General features: G+C 37.2%; 16 protein-coding genes. 3 read left to right on the top strand and 13 right to left on the bottom strand.

Annotated elements, in window-relative coordinates:
* Positions 1-52 precede the first annotated feature (52 nt).
* From coaE to PLX19_RS00265, 6 genes are all read right to left on the bottom strand, one after another.
* On the bottom strand, positions 53-655 hold the full coding sequence (gene coaE / locus PLX19_RS00290; RefSeq protein ID WP_272186532.1) for a dephospho-CoA kinase: 603 nt from the start codon (positions 653-655) through the stop codon (positions 53-55).
* A 48-nt stretch (positions 656-703) separates the two neighbouring features.
* Positions 704-1,336 carry a sporulation membrane protein YtaF gene (ytaF, locus tag PLX19_RS00285; protein WP_272186531.1) on the bottom strand — a complete coding sequence of 211 codons (633 nt, stop codon included), beginning with the start codon at positions 1,334-1,336 and terminating at the stop codon, positions 704-706.
* Positions 1,337-1,515: 179 nt separating this feature from the next.
* Complete coding sequence (mutM, locus tag PLX19_RS00280; protein WP_272186530.1) at positions 1,516-2,346, bottom strand: DNA-formamidopyrimidine glycosylase; 831 nt, start codon at positions 2,344-2,346, stop codon at positions 1,516-1,518.
* A gap of 12 nt (positions 2,347-2,358) precedes the next feature.
* Positions 2,359-4,992 carry a DNA polymerase I gene (gene polA / locus PLX19_RS00275; RefSeq protein WP_272186529.1) on the bottom strand — a complete coding sequence of 878 codons (2,634 nt, stop codon included), beginning with the start codon at positions 4,990-4,992 and terminating at the stop codon, positions 2,359-2,361.
* Between the two features lie 296 nt (positions 4,993-5,288).
* Positions 5,289-7,049, bottom strand: coding sequence for a two-component system histidine kinase PnpS (pnpS, locus tag PLX19_RS00270; protein ID WP_272186528.1), 1,761 nt, complete (start codon positions 7,047-7,049; stop codon positions 5,289-5,291).
* Positions 7,042-7,758, bottom strand: coding sequence for a response regulator transcription factor (locus tag PLX19_RS00265; protein ID WP_272186527.1), 717 nt, complete (start codon positions 7,756-7,758; stop codon positions 7,042-7,044). The genes pnpS and PLX19_RS00265 overlap by 8 nt, the downstream gene beginning before the upstream one ends.
* Positions 7,759-8,056: 298 nt before the next feature.
* On the opposite strand from PLX19_RS00265, the gene PLX19_RS00260 reads away from it, so the two are divergent.
* Positions 8,057-8,290 carry a hypothetical protein gene (locus PLX19_RS00260; RefSeq protein ID WP_272186526.1) on the top strand — a complete coding sequence of 78 codons (234 nt, stop codon included), beginning with the start codon at positions 8,057-8,059 and terminating at the stop codon, positions 8,288-8,290.
* Positions 8,291-8,690: 400 nt separating this feature from the next.
* A complete protein-coding gene (locus PLX19_RS00255) occupies positions 8,691-9,014 on the top strand; it encodes a YnfA family protein (protein WP_272186525.1) in 324 nt (107 codons plus the stop codon).
* Between the two features lie 49 nt (positions 9,015-9,063).
* On the opposite strand, the gene PLX19_RS00250 is transcribed toward PLX19_RS00255, so the two are convergent.
* The 5 genes from PLX19_RS00250 to PLX19_RS00230 all read right to left on the bottom strand — a co-directional run bounded on the left by PLX19_RS00250 (position 9,064) and on the right by PLX19_RS00230 (position 14,135).
* Positions 9,064-9,534 (bottom strand): MaoC family dehydratase, encoded by a 471-nt coding sequence (locus PLX19_RS00250; protein ID WP_272186524.1) that lies wholly within the window; start codon positions 9,532-9,534, stop codon positions 9,064-9,066.
* Positions 9,535-9,741: 207 nt separating this feature from the next.
* Positions 9,742-10,680 carry a malate dehydrogenase gene (gene mdh, locus PLX19_RS00245; protein WP_272186523.1) on the bottom strand — a complete coding sequence of 313 codons (939 nt, stop codon included), beginning with the start codon at positions 10,678-10,680 and terminating at the stop codon, positions 9,742-9,744.
* A gap of 20 nt (positions 10,681-10,700) precedes the next feature.
* Positions 10,701-11,993 (bottom strand): NADP-dependent isocitrate dehydrogenase, encoded by a 1,293-nt coding sequence (icd, locus tag PLX19_RS00240; protein WP_272186522.1) that lies wholly within the window; start codon positions 11,991-11,993, stop codon positions 10,701-10,703.
* A 132-nt stretch (positions 11,994-12,125) separates the two neighbouring features.
* Positions 12,126-13,244 carry a citrate synthase gene (citZ, locus tag PLX19_RS00235; RefSeq protein ID WP_272186521.1) on the bottom strand — a complete coding sequence of 373 codons (1,119 nt, stop codon included), beginning with the start codon at positions 13,242-13,244 and terminating at the stop codon, positions 12,126-12,128.
* A gap of 429 nt (positions 13,245-13,673) precedes the next feature.
* Entirely contained in the window at positions 13,674-14,135 is a 462-nt protein-coding gene (locus PLX19_RS00230) for a DUF441 domain-containing protein (protein WP_272186520.1), read from the bottom strand.
* Between the two features lie 293 nt (positions 14,136-14,428).
* On the opposite strand from PLX19_RS00230, the gene ytvI reads away from it, so the two are divergent.
* Complete coding sequence (gene ytvI, locus PLX19_RS00225) at positions 14,429-15,535, top strand: sporulation integral membrane protein YtvI (RefSeq protein ID WP_272186519.1); 1,107 nt, start codon at positions 14,429-14,431, stop codon at positions 15,533-15,535.
* 179 nt (positions 15,536-15,714) lie between these two features.
* On the opposite strand, the gene PLX19_RS00220 is transcribed toward ytvI, so the two are convergent.
* Together PLX19_RS00220 and pyk are read right to left on the bottom strand one after the other, a co-directional pair.
* Positions 15,715-16,104, bottom strand: coding sequence for an FxsA family protein (locus tag PLX19_RS00220; RefSeq protein ID WP_272186518.1), 390 nt, complete (start codon positions 16,102-16,104; stop codon positions 15,715-15,717).
* Positions 16,105-16,191: 87 nt separating this feature from the next.
* Entirely contained in the window at positions 16,192-17,949 is a 1,758-nt protein-coding gene (gene pyk / locus PLX19_RS00215) for a pyruvate kinase (protein WP_272186517.1), read from the bottom strand.
* Between the last annotated feature and the right edge of the window lie 38 nt (positions 17,950-17,987).

The following is a 17,987-nucleotide window of genomic DNA, read 5'->3' as shown; positions in this document are numbered from 1 at the left end:
TAACACAAAAAGAAGATATGTCACTAAACAATTTCATTATTTTCAAATTTTTTTATTTAATAATGTTCCATTCTTTTAAAATGCTACTTAATTGTGTTTTCGTTTCTTCGATTGTGCCATTATTATTAATCACTTTATCCGCTAATGCTATTTTCTCTTGCAACGGCATTTGCGAAGCAATTCGCGCTTTTGCCTCTTCTTCTGTAAAATTATTTCGTTCCATTAACCTTGTAATTTGCGTTTCATTGTCCACATAAACGAGTAAAATTTGATCGACAAGACTTGTTAATTTACTCTCGAATAAGAGTGGAATATCGAGCACAACCGCTTGCGTATTTTCTCTTATGTATCTATCCTTTTGTGCATTCATTTCCTTTCGTACAGCTGGATGCACAATCGCATTTAACAGCAACCTTTTTTCTTCATTGTAAAATACAATGTTGCCAAGTTTCGGGCGATTTAACTCCCCACTTTCTTCAAGCACTTCTTGTCCAAATGCTTCTACAATTTCGTTATACGCTTCCTTACCAGGCTCCACAACTTCTCTTGCAATAATATCTGCATCAATGACTGGAATGTGAAAACCTTGAAACATTTTTGATACTGTACTTTTTCCACTGGCAATGCCGCCTGTTAATCCAATTACAACTGTCATCATAATCCCCCTTATAATAAAAGACGTGAAACAATCGTTTCACGCCTCTTACATTTTCCAAATTCCAATAATAATAAGTAATACACCTGGTAAAAACGTGAACTTTTGTAACCATCGCATATTTGATAATACTGTTCCTACTTTCATTCCGCTGAACAAAAATAGCGAGCTCATTACCGCAACTAATCCTGCCATCATGAGCGGAGAATATCCAAGTAAAGATGCCCCAATCCCAGCTCCAAATGAATCTAATGAAAGTGCCATCCCAAGGAGAAGCGCTTCTATTCCAGAAATAATCCCAGACTTATCAAAATCAGCAACAGTCGGTTTTCGTAAAATTTGAATAACAAGACCAAGAGAAGCAATTTCTAAGTTCCAAACTTTTTCTTCTTGCAGCGCATCCTCTTTTTTATCACTTTGAAAAAACTGATACAACACCCACGCACCGATTACTACAAGAACGAATCCTCCAATTCTTTTCGCTAGCACCGGTGAAAAAATTTGAGCAATCATATGTCCGATTCCCATTGAGAGTATCATCACAACAGCTGAACAAATCCCAATTACAATAATTGATTTCATTGGAATCCGAACATTTCGGAGCCCGTACGTGAGCCCTACACTACAGCTATCTAAACTTAACGTAAAAGCTAATAAAATAAGAGAGAAATAATGATACATTGATAAGCTCCTTCCCTATATATAGCTTTGCTTATATATATGACAGAAGCCTATCCGATGTTATTGTGAAAAATAAATTGAAACTTCCATCAGTGAGGTTTTTTCACCTCCCACTGATGAAAAGCCCGCCCAATCATGCTTTTACGAGCAGTAAATCTTTTTACCGATGTTTCGTTTGTTTAACTTTTCGGCTGACAAGCCGGACAATAATGTGTACCTCGCCCACCAACAACTGTTTTTTCAAGTAAAGTACCGCACGTTTCACACGGCTCACCTTTTCTTCCGTATACATAAAGACGTTCTTGAAATGAACCAATCTTTCCTTGTGAATTCACGTACGTACGAATTGTACTTCCACCGCGCTCTACCGCTTCAGTTAACGTTGCAACAATTTCTTCATACAACGTTTCAAATTCTTCATTTGTTAAAGAAGACGCTTCTCGCTCTGGATGAATACGTGAACGAAATAACACTTCGTCTACATATATATTACCAAGGCCCACTAAAATACGTTGATCCAGTAAGGCAACCTTTACTTTCCGAGCAGTTTTCTGCAATTTTTCTTGTAAATACGCAGATGTTAACTCCGTTGAAAAAGGCTCCGGCCCTAAATCTGCAAGCGGCATAACAGTAAATTCTGTACCCTTTTCAAATAGATGCATCGTACCGAATTTCCGCACATCTTTGTAACGAAGTTCTGTACCGTCTGTAAAACGAAAACGGACGTGTGTATGCTTATCAACTGGATCCTCATTATCGGTAAGCATATACTTCCCTTCCATTCGTAAATGAGACACAATGACATAACGGGTTACATATATAAGAAGAAACTTGCCGCGGCGTCTGACCTCTTCAATCGTTTCGCCGCGCAGCATCTCTTTAAAAAGTTCAGCGTCATCTGGTTCTTTCACTAAATTTGGATATGTTACAATCACTTCTTCAATTGTCTTTCCTTTGACGAGCCCTTCTAGCGTTCGCCTGACATTTTCAACCTCTGGTAATTCTGGCATACTATCCCTTCCTTACTTTGCGTCATACCACGTTGGACCGTACGAATAATCAACCTTTAACGGAACGGAAAGCTCAATCGCATGCTCCATAACTTCAGGTACAAGCTTCTCTAATTTTTCTACCTCTTCTTGCGGCACTTCAAAAATAAGTTCATCGTGCACTTGCAGTAGGAGACGTGCTTGTAATCCTTCTTCTTCTAATCGATCCGCCATAATAATCATTGCTTTTTTGATAATATCAGCAGCACTTCCTTGAATAGGTGTATTCATTGCAGTCCGCTCTGCAAAGCCGCGCACATTAAAATTACGACTCGTAATTTCTGGAATGTAACGACGACGGTTTAGCAATGTAGATACATAGCCTTTCTGTTTCGCCTCTTGCACAATATCACTCATATATTCCTTAACTCCTGGAAAGCTCTCTAAATACTTTTGAATGAAATCAGCTGCTGCTTTTCGCGTAATGCCTAGGTTTTGCGATAAACCATAGTCACTAATTCCGTATACAATCCCGAAGTTTACCGCTTTCGCTTGACGTCTCATATTAGAAGTTACATCATCCTTTTCAACACCAAACACATCCATCGCTGTTTTTGTGTGAATATCCATATCATGTTGAAATGCTGCAATTAAACCGTGATCTTTAGAAATATGGGCTAATACACGTAATTCAATTTGAGAATAATCTGCAGCAAACATAACCCAATCTTTTTCTGACGGAATAAACGCCTGACGTATTTTTCTTCCTTCCTCTAAACGAATCGGAATGTTTTGTAAGTTAGGTTCCGTTGAGCTTAAACGCCCTGTTTGTGTTAACACTTGGTTAAAGCGCGTATGAATTTTAGAAGAATCTGTATACACCACCTTTAATAATCCTTCGATGTACGTAGAATTTAATTTCCCTAACTGGCGATAATGTAAGATTTTCGGAATAATTTCATGATGCTCCATTAATTTTTCCAAAACATCCGCTGATGTAGAATAGCCTGTTTTTCTCTTCTTGATAGCTGGTAAGTTTAAGGTTTCAAATAAGATTACACCAAGTTGCTTTGGTGAATTAATATTGAATTCTGTTCCTGCAAGCTCATAAATTTCTTCTTCCATTTTCTTTAGCTGCGTAGCTAATTCATCCCCCATAGTGCGGAGGCGATTTGTATCAACTGTAACGCCCTTACATTCCATATCAGCTAATACACGGCAAAGCGGCATTTCCAGTTCAGTAAATAATTCGTACTGCTCATTATGTTTCAGCTCTTCAGTAAACGTTTGCTGTACATCATATAATACATGTACTTTTCGCGCTACGTGTTCCGCAACAACTTCCAGCTCTGGTACAGCACGTTTTGCACCTTTTCCATATACTTCTTCATCTGACTGCACAGCATGCATATCTTTCATTTTCGCAACAGCACGGAAATCTTTATCTGTCTCTGCTGGGTCAAGTAAATATGCTGCAATTAATAAATCAAAGTCAATTCCCTTTATTTCATAGCCTTTCCACTTTAACGAAACAATTGCACGCTTTGCATCAAATGTATACTTCTTCATTTCTGGATTCGCTAACCAGTCCGTAAAAGCTTGTGATGATAAAGCAATATCAGCCGGAACAAAGTAACATCCATTTTCGTTTTGAATACCAAACCCTTGAATATCCGCTCCATGATAATTATCCTCTTGCACTTCTACAATGATTGCGCTATCCTGCTGCAACATTTCTTCCGTTACTTCTTCTACAATTTCAAATGAAATATCTTCTAGTTCAGCTGCAGGTGTTTCTGCAACCGGTGCGCCTAACTTTGTTAAGAGAGAATGAAACCCTAAGTTCTCAAACATCGGGATTATATCACTATTCTCATATCCGTTATAAGCAATATCTTCTACATGAATTGTAACTGGTGCATCGGTAATAATTGTTGCTAACTCTTTACTCATCAACGCTTGTTCTTTATTCTCTTCAAGCTTCTCTTTTAATTTCTTACCGCTCACTTTATCTAAATTTTCATATACAGCCTCTACTGTTTCAAATTGTGTTAACAATTTAATAGCTGTCTTCTCACCAACACCAGGGACACCCGGGATATTATCTGATTGATCTCCCATTAGTCCTTTCATATCAATAATTTGCTTTGGTGATAAGCTATATTTCTCAAATAACGTTTCTTTTGTATACTCATCTACTTCTGTAATTCCTTTACGCGGAATACAAACGCGCGTATTGTCTGAAACGAGTTGAAGTAAATCTTTATCTCCTGAAATCACTTTCACTTCAATACCTTGCTCACTTGCTTCTTTCGCCAATGTTCCCATAATGTCATCCGCTTCGTAGTTCTCTAATTCGTAGCGAGGCACATGAAACGCATCTAACAATTCACGAATGAATGGAAACTGTTCTGATAATTCTGGTGGCGTTTTTTGGCGACCACCTTTATACTCGCTAAATGTTTTATGACGAAATGTCGTTTTCCCCGCATCAAACGCAACGAGCATATGCGTTGGTTTTTCTTCTTCTAAAATTCTCATTAACATCATCGTGAAACCATAAATGGCATTTGTATGTATACCTTTATCGTTATTTAAAAGTGGCAACGCAAAGAACGCGCGATACGCAATATTATTTCCATCAACTAAAACCACTTTCTTTTCCAAATGGAACAACCTCCCCGTAAAAAATTAAAACGATTTCTCAATCCAATAGAAAAAACCGTTCCTTATCTTCTCTCTATATTACCACGACTGAAAGAGAGAAGAAAAACAACGGCTTTCTTTATAACTATATTTAACATAATAAGTAAAAACTATTTTGTCACGAAAAAGGGAAGTGACGAGAATAAGTTTCCTTATCCTCGTCCCAAACTACTCCTTGGATGAAGGGGTTTTCATATATTATAGTAACAGGGCTTTATTAATATAAAATGAAGCTATTGTTAATATAATGTAAATGTCTATTTATTATACTTTTGAAGAGTAACAATAAATGTCGTTCCAACCCCAATCTTACTTTCCACAGTAATCATCCCCTGGTGCGCTTCCACTAAATGTTTCACAATAGATAAACCAAGTCCTGTACCACCTGTATTACGACTGCGCGCTTTATCAACGCGATAAAAACGTTCAAAAATACGAGGAATCTCTGCTTTCTCTATTCCAATACCTGTATCCAACACTTTTATATATACGTTTTCGCTATCATGAGAAAACGTAACAGACACAGTTCCCCCAGCTGGCGTATATAGAATCGCGTTATTCATTAAATTAATAAAAACTTGTTTTAAGCGAACTGCATCACCTATGACAGAAACATGTTCATTCATATCAACATGCAAACGAATGTCCTTATCTGCAGCTTTATTATTTAAGATCATCCTAACTTCTTCTAGTAGCTCTTTTAAGTCCACAACACCCATATTTAATTGAAACCCTTGTTGCTCAATTTTCGATAAATCAAGTAAGTCTTCAATTAACGCTTGCATTCGGTCGCTTTCTTTTAAAATAATATGTAAGAAGTGCTCACGAAACTGCTGGTTTTCCATCGCTCCATCAAGTAATGTTTCTGAAAATCCTTTAATTGAAGTAATTGGCGTTTTTAGTTCATGCGAAACATTTGCCAAGAAATCTTTACGCATTTGCTCAAGTTTCTTCAGCTCCGTAATATCATGAAAAACAAGGACAATGCCTTTCCATTCATGGTTCGTTCCAATAATAGGAGCACCGTACACTTCAAAGTGTTTTCTTTCAATTTCAAGAGGTAACAACATTTGTTTTCGCACTTTAACCTCTGTCATAAAAATTTCTTCCACGAGCTCAACAATTTCTTTATGTATAAATGCTTGATAATATAAACGATGCAAATACTCTTCATCCGTTACATGGAAAATCTCTTTATAAGAGCGGTTAACAAGACTTATATATCCACGGCTATCAATTAAAATCATACCGCTTCCCATATTTTCAATAAGAGTATGCAACCGATCTTGCTGCATTTCTTGCTCCAATGTCATCTCTTGTAAATTGCGCGCTAAAACGTTCATTGCTTTACTGAGCATTCCCGTCTCATCTGAATGATTTTCATAAGCACGCGCTTTATAATTCCCTTTCGCCAACTCAATCGCTACTTTTGTAACAGACTCAATCGGCCGAATATATTGTGCTGTAATTTTCATCCCAAGAAATATAACAACGAGACAAGAACTAATAAAGCCAACAATTAACAAGCCCCACATTTTCGGATGTACAGTTTTCAAAGATTCTATAGAAGCGTTAATAATGAAATACCCTTTCTTCCCCTGCGCATCTTGAATAAAAGTCGCATAATAATAAGGGTATTTATCCTTTGTTTCTTTCATCACCACTGTATGCATTTGTTTTTTTGCTTCAGGAAGAAGTTCTTCTATCACTTCTTTCTGTAACACCATCTGCTCTTTCACAGTATTATATTGAACTTGTTTTTGCTCATCTAGAAACGTTACATATAAACCGAAATGCTCTTCTATTTTCGAAAATACATTTGGGTTCTTTAGAACATGATCAATTCCATCCGCCTCAACGATAGAAGCAATATACTTTGTTTCTTTCTCGATTCTCTCATGGACATGATCAACATAAAACCCTTCAAATACTTTTTCAATCAATATCCCTGTCCCAACAACAATAAGGACAATGAGAGAAATAAACGTAAGGAGAAGCCGGGAGCGAAATTTATTCATCTCCTTTTGGCTCCTCCAATTTATAACCTAATCCGCGGATTGTTTTTATATAAGTTGGTTTTTTTGTATTTTTTTCGATTTTATCTCGCAAGTGACTAATGTGAACATCAACAATTCGTGTATCACCCGCAAAGTCATAATTCCACACTGCACTTAGAAGCTGATCGCGCGTTAACACGCGGCCTTTATGTTTTGCTAAATATACGAGTAATTCAAATTCTTTTGGCGTAAGTTCTAATTTGTCCCCTTTAAAATACGCTTCATAAAAATCTGGTAAAATTCTTAATTCAGCAATGATAATACTATTTTCATCTTCTACTTCCGGAGCTTGTTCATCATGAATTTTCGTACGGCGCAAAATCGCTTTTACACGCGCAACTACTTCTCTTGGACTAAACGGTTTTGTCATGTAATCATCCGCTCCAAGCTCAAGACCTAATACTTTATCAAATTCATCGTCTTTTGCAGTTAACATTAAAATAGGGGTCATTATACGCCCTAGACGCAGTTCTTTACAGACTTCCATGCCATCCATCTTCGGAAGCATTAAATCTAATATAATGAGATCAGGGCGTTCTGTCTGCGCTTTATGCAGTGCTGTTTCCCCATCCATCGCTGTTATGACCTCAAACCCTGCTTGCTGCAGATTAAATTCGATTAAAGTTAAAATAAACTCCTCATCGTCTACGACCAAAATTCGATTGCTCATTCTATTCCTCCAAGTTATAGGCTCTAAACCTTCCTCATCCTAATATCCTTCCCCGATATTTCCATCATACTAGAAAACAAAACCCCTCTCAATACAATTGTGCTTTGAAAAATGTGACTTTATCTCCTACTGACTGCTGTTTCACTTTATGCTACCCTTATACAAGAAAACGATAAAATACATTTCCCTATATTGTTAAGCAGTGTAGGCTTTGTTTCCAGTAAGGGGTATCTTTTGGTTGTCTAAAGGTTTTGACGAGAAAGATAGATTTTAAACTACAATAAGGGAAACTATAAACATGTTAATAATTGTTTTAGCAATTGTTATTTTAGTACTAGTATTACAAAAGAAGAAGTTACAACAAGGAGAGCAAGCGAAAACCAACTCTGCACTGATGATGATAGTAGGGGTATTAGTAGGGACATTTAGATACCATAAGTCTAAAACTGGTAACAATATTCTACTTGTATTTATTGATTATATATTGATGATGATATTCTTAGCTTATATCGGGGAGACAGACCATAAATAGCGGGATAAACCACTCTTCTTTTCAAGAGTAAAGAGCATCTAGTGGAGTAATTTAAATTCTTTTTCGACATATAGATTGCGGCCATGCAGAAGAGCCCGCACTTGCTTTCTCCCTTTGTTTTACCTTGCATGTGGCAGGAAAGGGCACTGACCGTTTCTATGCAGGGCTAGATGCTCTCGCCCACCGAAAAAGAATGGTTTTATCCCGCTATTCTCGGGCAGTAATACTCCCACCTCAAGATTGAGAGAGAAGCAAAGAAGATAGGTGGGAGATAACTGCTCGTAAAAGCCCGATTGGTTCAACTAACCATCAGTGGGGGATGTAGAACCCCCCACTGATGGAAGTTTCACTTTATTTCGTTTTTTAAATTTGGATGTATATAGAATAGAAAGGAGCTTTTATGTTAAAAGCATTTATTATCTTTTTTCTTGCAGGTTTAGCTGAAATTGGCGGCGGTTACCTCATTTGGAAATGGCTGCGCGAAGGCGGTTCTATTGGAATTGGAATCATCGGAGGAGTTATTTTATTTTTATATGGTGTTATCGCTACGTTCCAGGTTTTCTCTAGCTTCGGAAGAGTGTATGCAGCTTACGGCGGCGTATTTATTGTCATGAGTTTGCTGTGGGGCTTGTGGATTGATAAGAAAACTCCCGACTTATTCGACTGGGCTGGGGCTTCCGTTTGTATCGTTGGCGTATTTATTATGTTATGGCCGCGTGGGTAAAAAAACGAAAGCTGTCCCAAAAGCACTACTTTTAGGACAGCTTCTTTCATTAAAAATTATCCAGCGATCTTTCAAATATCGTCGTTAAATGATGCGGTGGTGCTACTGTTAGTAACCCTTTTATCACTTCTTCTTGTTCATTATACGCAACCATTTGCATTTCAATTAAGTGATCTTTTGGGTGAACGGAAACAACTTCAAAATGAATTTGCAGCGTTGCGTAGTGATATACAGGCTTTATAAATTCGATTTCTTGTCTTACGACGTGACTTCCTGGACCAGGTAAGTACTTCGTAACTGCAGTTGTAACAATCCCCGTTAGCATAATAGTTGGTACAATTGGTTTTTCATACGGAGTTTGGGATGCGTAATCATGCTGAATATATAACGGATTCGAATCATTCGTTAATCCTAAATATAATAACAAATCTTTGTCTTCTATTTTCTCTGTAACGGATAACTTTTCCCCTACTGTAATTTCATCCATTTTACGACCTAATTTGCTTCTTTTCTTTAACATGATACAATCCCTCCGATCGATATTTTCATTATCCTACTCGAAGTGGTATATTATACAAATCTTTATAAAGACGAGAGAACATTCGCTACGAATCTGTGTATTATAGTGTAGGATACCTCTTTGTTGGCGCTTTCAAATTATTTTACAAAAATATCCTTCTAATAGTGGAAAAAGATTCGGGAGCCCCGAATCTTTTTCTTTCTTTTCTTATGCAAGAACTTTCATTACACTGCGGATAGATTCTACAGAACGATCTAATCCTTCTTTTTCTTCTGGAAGAAGATCTAATTCAATAATCTTTTCGATTCCGTTACCACCAAGGATAACCGGAACACCTAAGTAAAGATCGCTATAGCCGTATTCACCTTCAAGGTATGCAATAGCTGGTAATACGCGGCGTTGGTCTTTTAAGATTGCCTCAGCCATCTCTACTAAAGAAGCAGCTGGTGCATAGTATGCACTACCGTTTCCTAATAGATTTACAATTTCACCGCCGCCTTTACGAGTGCGTTCAACAATCGCATCTAGGCGTTCTTTCGGAATTAATGTTTCAAGCGGGATACCACCTGCATAAGAATAACGAACAAGCGGCACCATCTCATCACCGTGTCCACCAAGAACAAATCCTGTAATATCTTTCACAGATAAATTTAATTCTTGTGCAATAAATGTACGGAAACGAGCTGTATCTAATACACCAGATTGACCGATAACGCGCTCTTTCGGGAACCCAGCTTCTTTAAATACCGAATATGTCATTGCATCAACTGGATTTGTTAATACAATAATAATTGTATTCGGAGAATATTTCGCAATTTCTTGCGTTACACTTTTCATAATTTTAGAGTTTGTTGCTACTAAATCATCACGACTCATACCTGGCTTACGAGCGATACCTGCCGTAATAATTACAACGTCAGAATTAGCTGTATCTGCGTAATCAGATGTGCCGATAACATTAGCGTCGAAACCTTGTATAGGGCTTGCTTCTAACATATCTAACGCTTTCCCTTTTGTTGGATTTTCAAGTTGTGGAATGTCCACTAATACAACGTCTGCTAATTCTTTTTGCGCTAGTAAGAATGCTGCTGTTGCCCCTGTAAATCCTGCACCGATGACTGAAACCTTTTTGCGTTTGATCGTCATAAATTCTCCCCCACTTTGAATTATGCGTTTTTAATAACTGCTGCGTCCATATTATTAATAAGAGCGTCAGCAAATTCGGAACATTTCACTTCGGTTGCACCTTCCATAAGACGTGCGAAGTCATATGTTACCACTTTAGAAGCAATCGTTTTTTCTACAGAATTAGTAACTAATTTCGCTGCTTCATTCCATCCTAAATGCTCTAACATTAATACCCCTGAAAGAAGAACTGAAGATGGATTTACTTTATCTAAACCTGCATATTTTGGAGCCGTACCATGTGTTGCTTCAAAAATAGCATGTCCAGTAACATAGTTAATGTTAGCACCAGGTGCAATACCGATGCCGCCAACTTGTGCTGCAAGTGCATCAGAAATATAATCGCCATTTAAGTTCATAGTTGCTACAACATCGAACTCGCGTGGACGTGTTAAGATTTGTTGTAAGAAAATATCTGCAATTGAATCTTTTACGATGATTTTTCCAGCCGCTTCTGCGTCTGCCATCGCTTTATTCGCAGTATCTTTTCCTTCTTTCTCAACAATACGATCATATTCAGCCCAAGTGAATACTTTGTCACCAAATTCTTGTTCTGCTACTTCATAACCCCAGTTTTTGAAAGCACCTTCTGTAAATTTCATAATGTTACCTTTATGAACTAATGTAACAGAAGAACGTTTTTCATTAATCGCATATTGAATCGCAGCGCGAACAAGACGCTTTGTACCTTCTTCAGAAATTGGTTTAATACCAATTCCAGAAGTTTCTGGGAAACGGATTTTCTTCACACCCATTTCATTTTGTAAAAACGCAAGAAGCTTTTGAACCTCTTCAGAACCTTGCGCATATTCAATACCAGCGTAGATATCCTCCGTATTTTCACGGAAAATCACCATATCAGTATCTTCCGGACGCTTAATTGGAGAAGGAACCCCATCAAAGTAGCGAACAGGACGTAAACATACGTATAAGTCTAATTCTTGACGAAGTGCTACGTTTAAAGAACGAATTCCGCCACCAACAGGAGTTGTTAACGGTCCTTTAATTGCGATTAAATATTCGCGAATCAATTCTAACGTTTCTTCTGGTAACCACTCACCTGTTTGATTAAATGCTTTTTCCCCTGCAAGCACTTCTTTCCAAACAATTTTCTTCTCGCCATTATATGCTTTTTCAACAGCCGCTTCTAACACACGAGATGCTGCCGCCCAAATATCTGGTCCAATTCCATCTCCTTCAATAAAAGGAATGATTGGATTGTTAGGTACGTTCATAATGCCATTCGTTACGGTAATTTTTTCTCCTGTAGTCACTGTGATTACCCCCATGTTTGAAATTTCATATATATGAAACTGAGGGATAAACCCCTCAGTTCAAATCATAAATTAAGTTTAAATATTTCAATCATTATATCTTTACGAAAAAGTCAGACTTATGAAAGCGCATTATATTCTTTGTCCGATTGGTACATAGCGTTGGTTAATCGGACCAGTATAATCTGCACGCGGACGAATGAGGCGGTTATTTTCATATTGTTCTAGAATATGAGCTAACCAACCAGACATACGGCTGACTGCAAAGATTGGTGTAAATAAATCATGATCAATTCCTAAGCAATGGTAAACAGATGCAGAATAAAAATCTACATTTGGTGGAAGCGGTTTTGCCGAAGTTACAAGCTCCTCAATTTTGATAGACATATTATACCACTTCTCTTGTCCTGTTAGCACGCATAATCGCTTAGACATTTCACGTAAATGTTTTGCACGTGGATCACCGTTGCTGTATACACGATGACCAAAGCCCATAATTTTCACTTTATTATCAAGTGCATTATGAATATACGATTCTACATTTTCTTCTTCACCAATTTCCATTAGCATCTTCATTACGTTTTCATTTGCTCCGCCATGAAGTGGTCCTTTTAAAGCACCAATTGCTGCTGTAATACCGGAATATACATCAGAAAGTGTAGCCACACAAACACGTGCTGTGAAAGTAGATGCATTTAATTCATGATCCGCATGAAGTACAAGCGCCTTATCAAACGCTTCAATCTCAACTTCATTTGGTTCACGATCATTTAACATATATAAAAAGTTTGCTGCTAATGATAAATCTTTGCGAGGCTCGACAACCGGTAACCCCTTGCGAATTCTCGCATATGCTGCAACAAGAGTTGCAACTTGCGCCTGTAATTTAACCGCTTTCAAATAATTGGACGCTTCATCCATTAATTCAGCACTCTCATCATACAATGATAACATGGAAATTGCTGTACGTAAAACAGACATTGGATGCGCCACTGTTAAGTTTGTGCGTGTTAAATATTCCAAAATATCTTTTGGCACTGCCGCATGATCGGCCAATTGTGTTTTTAATTCCTCTAATTCTACTTCATTTGGAAGTCTGCGATGCCATAATAAATATACAACTTCTTCAAATGTAGCATTTTCAGCTAAATCATCAATATTATATCCCACATAAGTTAATGTATCATCAATAATAGAACTTACAGATGATGTTGTTGCTACTACCCCTTCTAAACCTCGAATAACAGTCATTATAATCTCTCCTTTTCCTCGAAAATTCTCCCCAACCTAATACTTTTTTCTCAATTAAATATGTGTTCCACTGTTCAAGAAAGTGAATGAGCATCCGTTCACCTCTTAAACAAGTGAAATACATAATGGCACAATCATTACCATTTTTACATCTATCTATCATCCCGCACTATGGAGCATGGGTGTGAGCTTCTCCCCGAACCCCCACGCTAAAAACGACACATAGTGAGGAAATATAATTTCGGAGAGCTTTCCTATAAAAACAGCATAAAACAATATTAACAAAATTATTTCATGTTATTTTTATTTTATCTGGTGTAGGTCTATGCTGTTATGTAACTCGAAGAAGTGCCTTAAATACATTATAAACAATTATCTGACTTTTGTGAATGGATAGAATTCGAAAAATTTATATTACAATAAATTTTTTTATTTAAACAGCTGTATAATGTTCATCACAGCGTAGGCAATTCCTGCTCCAATTAATGGTCCTACCGCCACTCCATTAAATAGTGCTACCGCAAGAACTGTCCCAAAAACAAGAGCAGTCGTAATGTGCGGATCATGTGCTAAAAGTTGTACACCGCCTTTTGCAATAAGCGCCACAGCTATTCCTGAAGCGAGAGCAACCCAAGCATAATAAGATTTTGTCGCCTCTACAAGCTGCTTAAATCCAATTTCCCCTGTTGCAATCGGGACAAGGACCGCAATTGTTATAACAGTAACCCCGAGGTTAATTCCTTTCGTTTGTAAATAAGGGAATATTTTATCTCCTAAAAACGTCCACTTCAGCAAAAATAAAACGCCAACCGCTACTGTTAAAGATTGATTTTTTGCGACAAGTCCAACAATAAGAAGTATGAATAAAAATAAAGTCGACTGACTAATCATGATGTCACATCCTTTCTGAGAATAATGAAGAGCTCTCAAATATGTCCCTTTTCTAAAATAAAAAAGGAATTCACCCTTCAAATAGAGAATCGTTTCCACTTATACCGAAAGTGATCACTTTCCTTTTCTTTCTTATAAGAAAAAGGTAAAATAAGAAAGAAATAATCTATATTACATCATACCATTTACAAAAGAGGCATGAAAGCATCTCATTATTTGCTGTATACTTTCAAGTGAATAATTACACAAGCTTCGCTCATACGTAACATTTTTATAGAGGAGGGAAAACACCTTTGAATCGAAATTCACTTTACATAGCACTTCGACTTCTCTTTGTTATTGCAGCAACTATATTAGGAATTTGCGCACTTTTGTATATAGCAGGTCTTGTCTACCCATTTATTATCGCTTTTGCAATTGCATATTTGATCAATCCAGTTGTAAACTTTCTTGATCGAAAACTACGATTTCCTCGTGCTTTGTCTGTCCTAATTAGCCTCGTTCTTGTGTTTGGCGCTATCGTTGGGCTTGTTACGTATCTTGTAACAGAAGCTATTTCCGCAACAACCTATTTGTTACAAATCGTACCAGAAAAATTCCCGTCTCTTGTTCAATATTTACAGGAATTTGCTCTTACCAATATTATGCCACTCTACAACGATTTAATTGCTAAGTTTAACCATCTTGGTGCTACACAACAAAGTACGATTACAACAAACATTCAAAATCTCGGTGCAGAAGCAACGCAACAAATGAAATCCATTTTGACAGCCATTATTAGCGGATTAACAAACTTCATTAGCGCTCTTCCGACCACCTTAACTGTTCTTGTATTCATCTTGTTAGCTACTTTCTTTATTAGCTATGACTGGCACCGCCTTGCCCGTAAAATTGAAAAATTATTACCTAATCGATTACACGGTTATGGAAAAACAATTTTTGTTGATTTACGAAAAGCTTTGTTCGGATTCGTGAAAGCACAATTTACTCTCATATCCATGACGACCATTATCGTTCTAATTGGCCTATTAATTTTGCGTGTACCGTACGCAATTACGATTGCCCTTATTACAGGAGTTGTGGATTTACTTCCATACTTAGGAACTGGCACTGTTTTCGTTCCATGGATCCTTTATGTATTCTTTACAGGAAATACTGCCTTGGCGCTTGGTTTACTTATTTTATATATCGTTGTCATTGTGCAGCGTCAATTAATGGAACCAAAGGTATTATCATCTAACATTGGACTTGATCCACTGCCAACATTATTTTCTTTATTTATCGGATTTAAACTATTTGGTTTTTTAGGATTAATTATCGGTCCTGTCACACTCGTTTTATTAAATACATTACATAAAGCAAATGTATTTAAAGACCTTTGGAAATTTATAAAAGGATAAAGCGAAACATAGATTCGCTAATAAAAATCACCTAAAACAAGGAGAAGTTTCTCTTTGTTTTTTTATTTATAAAAACGAATAAAAATACAATATTTTTCTTTGTTTTTCTACAAGTGAATAAATATTCATCTGTTTTTCCGACAAAAAATAACGCTTGAAGAGTTTTTCTCTCTCAAGCGTTATTTTTGCACAATAATTGTATTGTTTCGATTTATTTTTCGTTCCATCCATTTGATTATCATATATTTCACTGGCTTCCTCGCTGCCGGAATTAATAAAACCATTCCTACACAATCCGTTATATAGCCAGGAATCATTAAAAGTATACCGCCAGCAAAAATACAAATTGCATCCAATACCGCATCACCTGGAAGTTCACCTCTGCTGAGTCGATATTGAATATCTCTCCATACCATTAACCCTTGTCGCTTTGCTATATATGCTCCAATTATACTCGCTAGCATAATAACACAAAATGTCGGCCATAACCCAATCCACTGACTCGATCCGATCAGTACCGTAATTTCTAACGCTGGTATTAAAATAAACAAAAAGAGAAACACTTTCATTCCTCTCACCTCTTTTTCTAAATCTTCATATTTTCAAATTTTGTAAAAAAAAGAGAAGGATTTACATCCTTCCCCACAATTTATTACTTATAGCACTTCCGCATGTCCATTATATACAATTCCACGTGCCGCATCAACTGTTACTTCTTGGCCATTTTTTAGCGTAGCAGTTGCAGTTGTTACACCAACAATAACTGGAATACCGATTGATACACCAACAACTGCTGCATGGCTTGTTAATCCGCCTTCTTCTACAACAAGTGCTGCTGCTTTTTCAATCGCAGGAATCATATCTTTATCAGTGCTTACTGTAACAAGAATAGATCCTTCTGTTACGTTCGCTAATGCTTCCTCAGCTGTTTTAGCTACAACAACTTTACCTTTTGCTGTTTTACGTCCAATTCCTTGTCCTTTAGCGATTTGTTCGCCAACAACATGAATTTTCATTAAGTTTGTTGTGCCAGTTTCAGCAAGTGGTACACCAGCAGTAATTACAACTGTATCACCAAGACCGATCATCTCTGCATCCATAGCCGTTTGAATCGCTGTTTCTAACATTTCATCTGTAGATTTCGCTTTTTCCTCTGCCATAAACGCTTGTACACCCCAAGATAGGGCAAGACGACGACATACTTGCTCATTAGATGTTACAGCTACAATTGGAGATTTCGGACGATATTTAGAAATCATTTTTGCAGTATAACCACTTTCTGTAGGAGCTACGATTGCTGCTACATCAAGTGCAAGCGCTGTATGTGCAACAGATTGGCTAATTGCATCTGTAATTGTGCTAGATTGCTCTTTAAGACGTTTTTGGAACATATCTTCGTATTGCAGTGATTTCTCAACACGAATTGCAATGTTCGCCATCATTTGTACTGATTCAAGCGGATATAAACCTGCTGCTGTTTCACCAGAAAGCATGATTGCATCTGTACCATCGAAAATAGCGTTCGCTACGTCACTTGCTTCTGCGCGCGTCGGACGAGGGTTACGTTGCATAGAATCTAACATTTGCGTTGCAGTGATAACTGGCTTTCCTAATACGTTACATTTTTTAATTAGACGCTTTTGTACTAACGGTACTTCTTCTGGTGGAATTTCTACACCCATGTCACCGCGTGCTACCATTAAACCGTCAGAAACTTCTAAGATAGAATCGATATTATCGATACCTTCTTGGTTCTCGATTTTTGGAATAATTTGAATGTATCCTGCGCCATGCGCTTCTAATAGCTCACGAATTTCTAATACATCAGATGCTTTACGTACGAAAGAAGCTGCAATAAAGTCAACGCCTTGCTCGATACCGAAGATGATATCTTGAATATCTTTTTCCGTAATACCAGGAAGCTTAATACTTACGTTTGGCACGTTTACACCTTTTTTATTTTTTACCATACCGCTGTTTAATACTTTTGTACGGATATCACCGTTTGCTTTTTCAATTACTTCTAACTCAATAAGACCGTCATCAATTAGAATACGAGAACCTGGGTCTACATCGTCATAAAGTCCTGCGTAAGTTACAGAGAACTTTTCTGCAGTTCCTAACACTTGCTCTGTAGAAATAACAACTTCTGCACCTGTTTTTAGTTCAGCCTGTCCGTCTACAAAGTCATGTGTACGAATTTCTGGACCTTTTGTATCAAGTAAAATTGCTACAGTTTTACCTGTTTTCTTCGCAGCCTCACGAATCGTTTTAATTCGTAATCCATGCTCCTCATGACTACCATGAGAGAAGTTTAAACGACAAACGTTCATACCTGCTTCGATTAATTGTTCTAACTTCTCAATACTTTCACTAGCGGGACCAATCGTACATACAATTTTAGTTTTGCGCATACCGCACCTCCGAATATTTATGAAAACGTTACCAATAA

The sequence above is a fragment of the Bacillus sp. BP-3 genome (assembly GCF_028401955.1).
Lineage (GTDB): Bacteria > Bacillota > Bacilli > Bacillales > Bacillaceae_G > Bacillus_A.
This window is presented reverse-complemented; position numbering and strand designations above follow the sequence as displayed.